Source organism: Citrobacter sp. C6_1 (assembly GCF_014596835.2).
Classification (GTDB): domain Bacteria; phylum Pseudomonadota; class Gammaproteobacteria; order Enterobacterales; family Enterobacteriaceae; genus Citrobacter; species Citrobacter pasteurii.
Genome location: NZ_CP115031.1, coordinates 527761 through 540387, shown reverse-complemented (window position 1 = coordinate 540387; position 12627 = coordinate 527761). Strand labels below are relative to the sequence as shown.

Sequence of the window (12627 nt, the reverse complement as noted above, 5' to 3'; positions counted from 1 at the left end):
CGTCCGCTCACCTCAGTCACTTACCTAAGTAAGCCCCTGAGGATTCTCAGACTTGCCGCCTTGATGCAGCTCGAATGATTTTGTGTATACGCCACGCAGATTGTTAAACAATTCACGCGACGTTAAGCGGCAGTATTCTACTCGCAGCGCCCTTTTATCGCAAGACAGAGAGCGCTATGCAGGATACTCAACCACCAGGCGGCGGGGAGCAACACGACCTTCATCGTCCATTTCCCCCATGCCGATAAACTTGCCTTCATCACCTTCCGTCACGCGCACCAGTCCTTCCAGCGGCGCACCTGACGTCCGTACCGGATTACCATTTTTAAAGTAAACCGACGATGTTAAAGGTAAATTAACCACCGGATAGTCCGATGCCGGACTGTCCATTGACATCAGCAAAGGATCAAGCAACTGCGCCGCCGGAATATTTTGCTGTTCGGCCTGTTCAACCAGTTCACGCAGATGTTCCAGCGTCACCATTCGATCCACCGGATACTTGCTGACCGTCAGACGACGCAGATACGTTACGTGTGCGCCGCAGCCCAGCTTCTCACCCAGATCGTCAACGATGGTGCGAATATAGGTGCCTTTAGAACAGTGAACTTCCAGCTCCAGCTCGTTACCTTCGTGGCGAATAAACAGCAGCTCATAGACGGTAATCGGACGCGCTTCACGCGGCACTTCAATGCCCTGACGCGCATATTCGTACAGCTTCTTACCCTGATACTTCAGCGCTGAATACATCGACGGGATCTGCTCGATATCGCCGCGGAAAGTCTCCAGCGCGCTTGCAAGCTGCTCAGCGGTGAAGGTTACCGGACGTTCCTGCACGATTTGCCCATCGGCATCAGAGGTATCCGTACGTTGTCCCAGACGGGCAACCACACGATAGCGTTTATCAGAATCCAGCAAATACTGTGAAAACTTCGTCGCTTCACCAAGGCAGATAGGCAGCATGCCTGTCGCCAGCGGATCCAGCGCGCCGGTATGTCCCGCGCGGTTGGCATTGTAGATGCGCTTTACTTTTTGCAGTACGTCATTGCTGGACATGCCCTGCGGCTTATCCAGCAGCAGGACACCGTGAATATCGCGACCACGACGACGAGGACGACTCATCAGTCCTCCTTGCTGTCGTCCGCTGGGTTCACACGACGCTCATCGTCATGTTTCACCACGCTGGTCACCAGGTTGGACATGCGCATCCCTTCTACCAACGAGTTGTCGTAAAAGAAGGTCAACTCAGGCACGATACGCAGACGCATGGCTTTACCCAGCAGAGAGCGGATAAAACCAGAGGCTTCCTGCAGTGCCTTAATGCCGTTTTTCACGGCAGCTTCGTCCTGGTCGTTAAGGAAAGTCACGAACACTTTGGCATACGCCAGATCACGGGACATCTCAACGCCAGACACGGTAGTCATCATGCCCACGCGTGGGTCTTTGATTTCGCGTTGCAGGATGAGTGCGATTTCTTTCTGCATCTCCTGCGCGACGCGCTGCGGGCGACCAAATTCTTTCGCCATAATAAATTCTCCAGAATAAAGACAAAAAAGGGGCAATAAGCCCCTTTTTAAATTTCTTGCCGGGTGGCGCTTTAAAGCCTGATGGCGCTACGCTTATCAGGCCTACAACCCGGCTAACAATCCTAACGTAGGCCCGGTAAACGAAGTGCCACCGGGCATTACGAAGATTAAGCGATGGTACGTTTGATCTCGATGATCTCGAACACTTCGATCATATCGCCAACGCGAACGTCGTTGTAGTTCTTCACGCCGATACCACATTCCATACCGTTACGGACTTCGTTGACGTCATCTTTGAAGCGGCGCAGGGATTCCAGCTCGCCTTCATAGATAACCACGTTGTCGCGCAGTACGCGGATTGGGTTGTGACGTTTAATCGTGCCTTCGGTAACCATACAGCCTGCGATAGCGCCGAATTTCGGTGATTTGAACACATCACGAACTTCAGCCAGACCAATGATCTGCTGTTTCAGTTCCGGAGACAGCATGCCGCTCATCGCTGCTTTCACTTCGTCGATCAGATGATAGATGACGGAGTAGTAACGCAGATCCAGGCTTTCTGATTCGATAACTTTACGTGCAGAGGCATCAGCACGTACGTTGAAGCCAACCAGAATCGCGTTGGATGCCGCAGCCAGGGTCGCGTCGGTTTCGGTGATACCACCTACGCCAGAACCGATGATCTTCACTTTGACTTCGTCGGTAGACAGTTTCAGTAAAGAGTCGGAAATCGCTTCTACAGAACCCTGAACGTCAGCCTTCAGGACGACGTTCACTTCGTGAACTTCGCCTTCGGTCATGTTAGCGAACATGTTCTCGAGTTTAGATTTCTGCTGACGAGCCAGTTTAACTTCACGGAATTTGCCCTGACGGTATAGTGCAACTTCACGGGCTTTCTTCTCGTCACGAACAACGGTAACTTCGTCACCTGCAGCCGGAACACCGGACAGACCGAGGATTTCCACCGGAATGGACGGACCTGCTTCCAGTACTTCCTGACCCAGTTCGTTACGCATCGCACGAACACGACCGTATTCGAAGCCACACAGTACGATGTCGCCTTTGTGCAGCGTACCTTCACGCACCAGGACGGTAGCAACCGGACCACGACCTTTATCCAGGAAGGATTCGATAACCGCGCCGCTAGCCATACCTTTACGTACAGCTTTCAGCTCCAGTACTTCGGCCTGCAGCAGGATAGCGTCCAGCAGCTCGTCGATACCGGTACCCGCTTTCGCAGAAACGTGAACGAACTGGCTCTCGCCGCCCCACTCTTCCGGCATGATGCCGTACTGGGACAGTTCGTTTTTAACGCGATCCGGATCCGCTTCCGGCTTATCGATTTTGTTGACTGCAACTACGACCGGCACGCCTGCCGCTTTCGCGTGCTGGATTGCTTCGATAGTCTGCGGCATCACGCCGTCATCTGCAGCAACAACCAGAACAACGATATCCGTTGCCTGAGCGCCACGAGCACGCATGGAGGTAAACGCGGCGTGACCCGGGGTATCCAGGAAGGTGATCATACCGTTGTCAGTTTCAACGTGGTACGCACCGATGTGCTGAGTAATGCCGCCTGCTTCGCCAGAGGCCACTTTCGTAGAACGAATGTAGTCCAGCAGAGACGTTTTACCGTGGTCAACGTGACCCATGATGGTGACTACCGGTGCACGCGGTTCAGCCGCAGCGCCAGTGTCACGGTCGCTCATTACTGCTTCTTCCAGCTCGTTTTCACGACGCAGGATAACTTTGTGGCCCATCTCTTCGGCAACCAGCTGTGCGGTTTCCTGGTCGATGACCTGGTTGATGGTCGCCATTGCGCCCAGTTTCATCATCGCTTTGATGACCTGAGAGCCTTTAACTGCCATCTTGTTCGCCAGATCGCCAACGGTGATGGTTTCGCCGATCACAACGTCACGGTTAACGGCCTGAGCTGGCTTCTGGAAGCCCTGCTGCAGAGCGGAACCTTTACGCTGCTTACCGCCTTTACCGCCGCGAACCGCTGCACGTGCTTCTTCACGGTCAGCTTTAGATTCAGCGTGTTTGTTGCCTTTCTTCGCCGGACGCGCTGCTTTCGTGCTGCGAGTACGACCACGGCCGCCTTCGACTTCACGATCGTTCTCGTCTTCAGCCTGGCGAGCGTGCTGGGAAGTGGTGACGTGATAATCGCTGGTATCTTCAACAGGTTCAGCGTTATTCACACCATTTTTCTCGTTTTCTTCCGCCATACGGCGAGCTTCTTCCGCTACGCGGCGCGCTTCTTCTTCAAGCTTGCGACGTGCTTCTTCTTCCGCTTTACGCTTCAGTTCTGCGGCTTCATTTTCACGGCGGGCTTTTTCGGCCTGGGCGGTTTTAGTCATATCGTCGGTCTGTTGATTGCTCACTTTGTCTTTTTCCGCAGCTTCACGTTTCGCTTTATCAGCGGCTTCACGCTTAGCTTGTTCTGCGGCCTCACGTTCGGCTTTTTGTTGCGCCTCGCGTTTGGCAGCTTCTTCTGCCTCACGACGGGCTTGCTCTTCCGCTTCACGCTGCGCCTGCTCTTCCGCGGCCAGGCGTTCAGCCTCTTGCGGATCGCGTTTCACAAAGGTGCGTGTCTTGCGGACTTCGATTTGTACCGATTTGCTTTTTCCACCGGTACCTGGAATATTGAGAGTACTGCGCGTTTTACGCTGCAATGTCAACTTATCCGGCGCTGAGCCGTTTTCACGGTTCAGGTGCGCCAGTAAGGTTTGTTTCTCTTGTGCGGACACAGAGTCGTCAGCAGACTTCGGGATACCGGCATCAGCAAATTGCTGTACCAGGCGATCCACGGAGGTCTGTATCTCTGCAGCCAGCGTTTTTACGGTTACATCTGTCATACTGTTCCTTCCTGCTACAGTTTATTACGCTTCGTCGCCGAACCAGCAAATATTACGGGCAGCCATAATCAGCTCACCGGCTTTTTCGTCGGTCAACCCTTCGATATCAGCCAGATCATCAATGCCCTGTTCAGCGAGATCTTCCAGCGTACAAACACCACGGGCCGCCAGTTTGAAGGCCATCTCACGATCCAATCCTTCCAGATTCAGCAGATCGTCAGCCGGTTTGTTATCACCGAGACTTTCTTCCTGGGCCAGTGCCAGAGTGGTCAGTGCGTTTTTAGCACGCTCGCGCAGCGCTTCAACGGTCTGTTCATCCAGGCCGTCAATTTCCAGCAGTTCTTTCATTGGCACATAGGCCAGTTCTTCCAGCGTCGCAAAACCTTCTTCCACCAGAACTGTCGCGAAATCTTCATCGATATCGAGATATTTGGTGAAGGTATCAATGGCTGCATGTGCTTCAGCCTGATGCTTCGCTTGCAGGTCATCAACGGTCATCACGTTGAGTTCCCAACCGCTCAGTTGTGAAGCCAGGCGGACGTTCTGACCATTACGTCCAATCGCCTGCGCCAGGTTACCGGCTTCAACCGCGATATCCATGGTGTGTTTGTCTTCATCCACCACGATAGAAGCGACGTCTGCTGGCGCCATTGCGTTAATCACGAACTGCGCCGGGTTATCATCCCACAGGACAATATCAATACGCTCGCCGCCCAGTTCGGTAGAAACCGCCTGAACGCGCGCACCGCGCATCCCAACACACGCGCCGACCGGATCAATACGCTTGTCGTTGGTCTTAACGGCGATTTTCGCACGAGAACCCGGATCGCGAGCTGCCGCTTTAATTTCGATCACTTCTTCGCCAATTTCTGGCACTTCAATGCGGAACAGTTCAATCAGCATTTCCGGCTTGGAACGCGTCACAAACAGCTGCGCACCACGCGCTTCCGGGCGCACAGAGTACAAAACACCACGAATACGGTCACCAGGACGGAAGTTTTCACGCGGCAGCATATCTTCACGCATGATCACGGCTTCAGCATTACTGCCCAGATCCAGAGAAATGTTGTCACGGTTGACTTTCTTCACCACGCCAGTGACGATTTCGCCTTCGTGTTCACGGAATTGATCGACAACCATCGCACGTTCAGCTTCACGTACTTTCTGTACGATAACCTGTTTCGCGGTCTGAGTAGTGATACGGTCAAAGGTGACAGATTCGATCTGATCTTCAACATATTCGCCCACGTTCAGACTTTCGTCTTCAAAGCGCGCCGCTTCCAGCGTAATTTCTTTAGTTGGCTGAGTGACTTCTTCTACGATAACCCAACGACGGAAGGTATCGAAATCACCGCTTTTACGATCGATCTCCACGCGGACATCGATCTCTTGTTCATATTTTTTCTTTGTTGCTGTCGCCAGCGCACTTTCCAGCGCTTCAAAAATTTTCTCGCGTGGCAGCGCTTTCTCGTTGGATACGGCTTCAACAACAGCCAAAATTTCTTTGTTCATCGCGGGCTTTTCACCTCAATCCAGACTGTTAAAAGTGGGGAACCAGGTTCGCCTTCTGGATATTACTCAGCGCGAACACTTCATCTTTACCTTCGACTGTGACCGTGATCATCTCACCGTCCACCGCTTTGATAACGCCCTGCCATTTACGACGGTTTTGTACCGCCATACGAAGAACCAGCGTGACTTCTTCACCCAGGAAACGCACGTAGTGTTCAGCCGTGAACAGAGGACGGTCGAGACCCGGAGAGGAGACTTCCAGGTTGTAGGCAACAGTGATTGGGTCTTCGACATCCATCACCGCGCTTACCTGATGGCTCACATCAGCACAATCATCAACATTGATGCCATCTTCACTATCAATATAGATGCGCAGTGTGGATGTGCGACCGCGAATAAATTCGATGCCGACCAGTTCGTAGCCCAGAGCTTCAACTGGTGCTGTAATCATCTCTGTTAATTTTTGCTCTAATGTGGACAAGCCCACCCCCAAGACATAAAAAAAGGGCCTAAAGCCCAGTTATTCTGTAGTCAGATAACAAAAAACCCCGATAAATCGGGGCTTTAGATAACTGAACCCTATAACCGCACCTGCGGTTCGGAGAACCTTCCGAAAGAATTTTTTTCAAATCCAGCTACGAAGGCCTAAGTCTTCACAGTATATTTGAAAAAGAACTCTAAGGGAAAGTGGTTGCGGGGGCCGGATTTGAACCGACGACCTTCGGGTTATGAGCCCGACGAGCTACCAGGCTGCTCCACCCCGCGCCTGAAACGTGGCAAATTTTACGCGTTTTGGGTAAAAAATGCAAATACTGCTGGGATTTGGTACCGAGGACGGGACGTAAAATCTGCGCACAGTATATTGATTCCCTATGCGTTATGTCAACCTTGTTACGACTATGCAAATCAATGAATGCTGGCCCGCGGATGATCAGCAAGATAAATATGCCATCTACGCCGTTATTTAACGAAATTATCACTAAACTCTTCCTGTCATCCAGAAAAGATGATTAAATGAAAACTCATTTATTTTGCATAAAAATGCAATTAGTATAATAAGCCGACCTCTTCACCAGTCTATCAAGCAGGGTTTTATTTTATGACGACGATTCTCAAGCATCTCCCGGTAGGTCAACGTATTGGTATCGCTTTTTCCGGCGGCCTGGACACCAGTGCAGCACTGCTGTGGATGCGACAAAAAGGGGCTGTCCCATATGCATATACTGCGAATTTGGGCCAGCCGGATGAGGATGACTATGACGCCATCCCTCGCCGTGCAATGGAATATGGTGCTGAGAATGCTCGCCTGGTTGATTGCCGCAAGCAGCTGGTTGCCGAAGGGATCGCTGCCATTCAGTGTGGTGCGTTCCATAACACCACCGGCGGACTGACCTATTTCAATACCACCCCACTGGGCCGCGCAGTCACCGGCACCATGTTGGTTGCCGCCATGAAAGAAGATGGCGTGAACATTTGGGGTGACGGTAGTACCTATAAAGGCAACGATATTGAACGTTTCTATCGTTATGGTCTGTTAACCAACGCTGAACTGCAGATTTATAAACCCTGGCTGGATACCGATTTTATCGACGAACTCGGTGGTCGCCATGAGATGTCCGAATTTATGATCGCCTGCGGCTTCGACTACAAAATGTCTGTCGAAAAAGCGTATTCCACCGACTCCAATATGCTCGGCGCGACTCATGAAGCAAAAGATCTGGAATTCCTGAACTCCAGCGTCAAAATCGTCAACCCGATTATGGGCGTGAAGTTCTGGGATGAGAGTGTGAAGATCCCGGCTGAAGAAGTGACCGTACGCTTTGAACAAGGCCATCCGGTTGCCCTGAACGGTAAGACCTTCAGTGACGACGTTGAGATGATGCTGGAAGCCAACCGTATCGGCGGTCGTCATGGTCTGGGTATGAGCGATCAGATTGAAAACCGTATTATTGAAGCGAAGAGCCGCGGCATTTACGAAGCCCCGGGGATGGCGTTGCTGCATATCGCTTACGAGCGTCTGCTGACCGGTATTCACAACGAAGACACCATCGAGCAGTATCACGCGCACGGTCGCCAGTTGGGTCGTCTGCTGTATCAGGGCCGCTGGTTCGACTCTCAGGCGCTGATGCTGCGTGACGGTCTACAGCGCTGGGTTGCCAGCCAGATTACGGGTGAAGTCACGCTGGAACTGCGTCGCGGTAATGACTATTCAATCCTCAATACCGTGTCTGACAATCTGACGTACAAACCAGAACGTTTGACCATGGAGAAAGGTGATTCCGTATTCTCGCCGGACGATCGTATCGGTCAGTTGACCATGCGTAACCTGGATATTACCGATACTCGTGAGAAGCTGTTCGGCTATGCGCAGTCTGGCCTGTTGACCGCCTCTTCCGCAACCGGCCTGCCACAGGTTGAGAATCTGGAAAATAAGGCGAAGTAAATATTCACCATCTTATTAAGGCCGCGCAAGCGGCCTTTTTTATGCGCGGAATAGAGGGTGTCTGTAGGTCGGATAAGGCGTTTACGCCGCCATCCGACATTATTACAGCGCCTGATGGCGCTACGCTTATCAGGCCTACTGGACAGCCACAAATAACAGTGACTAGTCCTGATATAAGTTGACAGTTTTCTGTCTGTAAAACGCCTGATGAACATCATCGGGCGTTTTGTATTTCAGGGCCAGGTGCGGCCGCTCATGGTTATAGATTGCCACGGATTCTTTTACCATTTCCCGCGCCTGCGCCAGGTCTGCAGGGCGCGAGAGTAAAAATTCATTTTTCAGGATCCCGTTTACCCGCTCAGCCAGCGCATTCTGGTAGCAGTCATAACCATCGGTCATTGAACAGGTTATTCCGTTTCTTTCATGAACTGACTGATAAAGTACCGAACAGTATTGCAGTCCTCTGTCAGAGTGATGTACCAGCGGACCTGTCGTTTTTCTCCGCCTCAGCGCCTGTCTGAACGCTTTTACCACGTTTTCTGTCTGCAGGTTTTCCCCGACATGGTAACCCATGATTTTTCTGGAACAGGCATCCGTGACCAGACTCAGATAAGCTGTACCGCTGCGCAGAGGAAGGTAAGTAATATCGGCGACCCAGACCTGCTCTGGCTCAAGGGCAGTAACCTGTTCACGACCGGGTTTCAGCAGATTAGGATGCCGGTAAAAGCGATGATGGCTGTTAGTGGTTTTGTGATATGCCCGTTTCACTGGCACCAGAAGCCGGTATTCATCCAGCAGGTTAAACAGACGGTCTCGTCCGATATTCAGCCGTTTATCGGCCTGAGTGTTCAGCAGATAGTGCAGTTTACGCGTGCCGATTCGCGGCTGACGACACCTGACGCGGGCAACAAAATCAAGAATCTGAGCATGATTTTCCTGTCGTTTTCTGCGCCTTGTGTTGTCCTGATACCATGCCTGTCTGCTGTGCCCCAGGAACTGGCACACGCGTGTAACGGTTATTTTTGGGGCCGGACTTTGCGCGAGGACTTGCCGGGCCGCTTTTTTACGAGACTCACCCCGTAATCATTTTTCAGGACATTGATAACCGACTCAAAAAAATCAGCTTTCTGGTTTGCCAGCTCAAGCTGTTCTTCAAGTTCCCTGATTCTTTGCTCGGGTGTAAGTGGGACAGTCGTCTGAGCCACAGGCAGTTTCCTCTTCACCAGGTCAGGAAGTCCGGGGCTCCAGTCAAGGTGGCCATATTTACGCAGCCAGACAAGAACGGTGGAACGCCCCTGAATGCCATACCGCTGCTGGGCCTGCCTGTAGGTCATCTCGCCTTTTTCAACCTGCTCAACAACAGCTATTTTAAAGGATAGAGGATAATCGCGTTGGGTGCGTTTGAACTCAGTCATCATCACGTTCTCCGTATTTAAGTCAGGAACGTGTCAACGTTATTCAGGACGGGTCACAGACGAAAAAAAAGACGCTTTGCAGCGTCTTTTTTTTGGAATTTGGTACCGAGGATGGGACTCGAACCCACAAGCCCGTTAGGGCACTACCACCTCAAGGTAGCGTGTCTACCAATTCCACCACCTCGGTACAGAATACTTAGCGTGGGATATCGCTGGTCGGCTGAGCCGGAGCAGCTGGCTGAGTTTGCTCGGTTTTCGCCGGTGCACTCAGATTTTCCCACTCACTTCCTTTATTGGTCTTATTGCTGTTCATGTTACCCAGCACCAGACTGATAATGAAGAACAGAGTCCCTAACACAGCTGTCATACGGGTCATGAAGTTACCAGAACCACTTGAACCAAACAGTGTACCAGAAGCGCCTGCGCCAAAAGAGGCTCCCATATCAGCGCCTTTACCTTGCTGCAGCATGATCAAGCCGACAAGGCCAATTGCTACAATAAGGAAAACTACCAAAAGAGCTTCGTGCATAATCAACCTGTTCCTTGCGGATTTGCCGCGTACCAATGCTTCGACCAATAAAGCGGGAATTTCAATTATTTCCCACTGAAGCGGGTGTGAATACTAACCAAAGCGAATAACCTTCGCAAGGGCAATTTGTTAGCATTGTATCAAGTGCGGAAAAAATCGCCACATCAATCAAAAACGCAGCAACTTATCCCAGCATCGCTGCATTACTGACCGCTGATCGTCAAGGTTTGCCCAAACAACAATAGGGATTTCACAAACCAGATCCGAATTTTCTGGCCAACACTGAATGATCTCCTGATTCACCAACTCCTCAGCCACCATTGATTCAGGTAACCACGCCATTCCCATATGGCGCAGTACCATTTCTCGTATTGTTTCGCTTAGCCCAGTCTCAAACACTTTTTTCAACCGTGGGCGCACTCGTTGTTCTGCCGGATCAATAATACGTCTGACAAAGGTATAGTCGCTGTAGCATAGCCAGGGGATCGCGGTATGCGGATCATCCAGTCTGTCCGCGAGTTGCGCAGAAACCACCGGGATAAAACGCTCATATCGCCATAAAGAACGTTTCAGCCCTCCGGCAATCTCCAGCCCCGGTTGTGAGGAGGGTAAATCGTAAGTCACCAGCATATCAATTTGCCGGTTTATCAGGGCATTAAAGTGATTATCAATCCCCTGGATGCTGGCATTTACCGTGAAATTTAACTGCGGTTCACTTTGTCGCAGATAGTTGATCATATCTGGCAAGATATTCACCGATAGCGTATGCAGACTCACCATTACCAGCGTATTGTCCGTCGCTGGCATCATCGCCGACAGCTCGTGGCGCGCCTCTGTTAACGTACTGAGGACTTGCCTGGCATAAGGTTCAAAACGTTCGCCATAACAGGTTAGCGTAACGGGCGTCGTGGTGCGGTCAAACAGCGGGACCCCCAACATCTCCTCCAGCGCCTTTATACGTCGGCTTAGCGCGGGTTGGGTGATATGCCGTTGTATCGCTGCCTGGGAGTAATTCCCATACTGACTCAACGCCAGAAAATCTTCTAACCACTTCGAATCCACGTCTCATTCCCCATCATGCCATAACCGTATCCACCGATAACAAATCGGCAATAGTCACAGTTATAGTAATGGCTTTAATGTGGACATCATAACAACAATATTTCCGTTTCACCTGCCGACTCTCACCCTCGACGTTTGACAGGATCGTTATGTTTACTTTATTGACCAATGCCCGTGTTTTTTCTCCGGAGGATTTAGGCCTCTGCTCCTTGCTCATTCATGCCGACCGCATTGTTGCGGTGGAAAAAGATATTGCACTCTTTGATGGCGTCAAAGAGGTCATCGATTGCCGCGGTAAGTGGGTAATTCCCGGAATTATCGATCAGCATGTCCATCTTACCGGTGGCGGTGGCGAAGCCGGATTTGCCAGTCGGACACCCGCCGTCAAGCTGCGCGATCTGATTCAAGCGGGTATTACCACGGTGGTTGGCGTGTTAGGCACCGATGCCATTTCTCGTTCGCCCAAAGATCTCTACGCCAAAATGCAATCGCTCAATATTGAGGGATTACGCGCGTTTATGCATACGGGAGCCTACGAGGTACCCAGCCCGACCATTACACGATCCATCCGCGATGATATGGCCTTCATTCCGGCGATCCTGGGTGTCAAAATCGCCCTCGCCGATCACCGTGGCTCTTACCCCTCTTTCCAGGAGTTGCTGAGGATTGTCAGTGATATCCGCGTGGCTTCCCTGCTGGCAGGGAAAAAAGGGTTGCTGCACGTACACCTGGGCAATCTGCCGGAAGGGATGTCACAGCTGATGGAACTGTGCGATGCCGGTATTCCGATTCACCACATTTCGCCGACGCATGTCGCGAGGACAGAAGCATTGTTCGAACAGGCTATCGCTTTTGCACATCGCGGTGGACATATCGACGTGACGTCTGGCGGCAGTCGATTTATGCCCCAGGAGCAAGCAATTCTCCACGCACTGGAATCACAGGTTCCGGCCGATCGCATCACCATTAGCTCTGATGGCAATGGCAGCGTGCCGCGCTTTAATGCGCAAGGCATCGTAGAAGGATTAAGCGCCGCGCCGGTAGCTGGCAACCTCAACCTGTTGCCTCGTCTGATTGATGTGGGGATCCCGGTGCCACAGGCGATTGCGATGTTGACGGCAAACGTGGCGCGCTCGCTGGGTATTTCTGGCGGCGTACTCTGCGCAGAAGAACGTGCTGATATTTGCGTGCTTAATGACGACCTCTCACTGGCCCACCTGTTTGCCGCCGGAAAGCCGTTACTGCGTGATGGTGAGTGTCTGGTTACCGGCAACTTCGAGTAAGG

10 protein-coding genes and 2 tRNA genes are annotated in these 12627 nt (G+C 51.7%); 2 read left to right on the top strand and 10 right to left on the bottom strand.

What is annotated here, in order from left to right:
• Positions 1-174: 174 nt before the first annotated feature.
• The 6 genes from truB to IB196_RS02675 all read right to left on the bottom strand — a co-directional run bounded on the left by truB (position 175) and on the right by IB196_RS02675 (position 6658).
• Complete coding sequence (gene truB / locus IB196_RS02700) at positions 175-1119, bottom strand: tRNA pseudouridine(55) synthase TruB (RefSeq protein WP_005131829.1); 945 nt, start codon at positions 1117-1119, stop codon at positions 175-177.
• Positions 1119-1523 carry a 30S ribosome-binding factor RbfA gene (gene rbfA, locus IB196_RS02695; RefSeq protein WP_003024988.1) on the bottom strand — a complete coding sequence of 135 codons (405 nt, stop codon included), beginning with the start codon at positions 1521-1523 and terminating at the stop codon, positions 1119-1121. Before rbfA ends, truB begins: the two co-directional genes overlap by 1 nt.
• A 167-nt stretch (positions 1524-1690) precedes the next feature.
• Positions 1691-4381, bottom strand: coding sequence for a translation initiation factor IF-2 (infB, locus tag IB196_RS02690; RefSeq protein WP_005131831.1), 2691 nt, complete (start codon positions 4379-4381; stop codon positions 1691-1693).
• A gap of 24 nt (positions 4382-4405) precedes the next feature.
• On the bottom strand, positions 4406-5893 hold the full coding sequence (gene nusA / locus IB196_RS02685; RefSeq protein WP_005131833.1) for a transcription termination factor NusA: 1488 nt from the start codon (positions 5891-5893) through the stop codon (positions 4406-4408).
• Between the two features lie 28 nt (positions 5894-5921).
• Positions 5922-6374 carry a ribosome maturation factor RimP gene (rimP, locus tag IB196_RS02680; RefSeq protein WP_003024996.1) on the bottom strand — a complete coding sequence of 151 codons (453 nt, stop codon included), beginning with the start codon at positions 6372-6374 and terminating at the stop codon, positions 5922-5924.
• Positions 6375-6581: 207 nt separating this feature from the next.
• Positions 6582-6658, bottom strand: a tRNA-Met gene (locus IB196_RS02675).
• Positions 6659-6992: 334 nt separating this feature from the next.
• Between IB196_RS02675 and argG the strand changes: the two genes are divergently transcribed.
• The gene (gene argG, locus IB196_RS02670) at positions 6993-8336 is read left to right on the top strand and encodes an argininosuccinate synthase (RefSeq protein ID WP_005131837.1); all 1344 of its coding nucleotides are present in this window, start codon (positions 6993-6995) and stop codon (positions 8334-8336) included.
• Positions 8337-8498: 162 nt separating this feature from the next.
• Here argG and IB196_RS02665 read toward each other — a convergent pair.
• From IB196_RS02665 to IB196_RS02650, 4 genes are all read right to left on the bottom strand, one after another.
• Positions 8499-9754, bottom strand: a protein-coding gene (locus IB196_RS02665) for an IS3 family transposase (RefSeq protein WP_188231862.1) whose coding sequence is annotated in 2 segments (ribosomal slippage) — positions 8499-9403 and positions 9403-9754 — 1257 coding nt in all. Because the reading frame shifts where the segments join, the coding sequence is not laid out codon by codon here.
• A gap of 97 nt (positions 9755-9851) precedes the next feature.
• Positions 9852-9938: transfer RNA gene (locus IB196_RS02660), tRNA-Leu, on the bottom strand.
• Between the two features lie 9 nt (positions 9939-9947).
• A complete protein-coding gene (secG, locus tag IB196_RS02655; protein WP_003025000.1) occupies positions 9948-10280 on the bottom strand; it encodes a preprotein translocase subunit SecG in 333 nt (110 codons plus the stop codon).
• Between the two features lie 168 nt (positions 10281-10448).
• Entirely contained in the window at positions 10449-11342 is an 894-nt protein-coding gene (locus IB196_RS02650) for a LysR family transcriptional regulator (protein WP_005121301.1), read from the bottom strand.
• 149 nt (positions 11343-11491) lie between these two features.
• On the opposite strand from IB196_RS02650, the gene iadA reads away from it, so the two are divergent.
• A complete protein-coding gene (gene iadA / locus IB196_RS02645) occupies positions 11492-12625 on the top strand; it encodes a beta-aspartyl-peptidase (RefSeq protein ID WP_005121302.1) in 1134 nt (377 codons plus the stop codon).
• Positions 12626-12627: the final 2 nt, after the last annotated feature.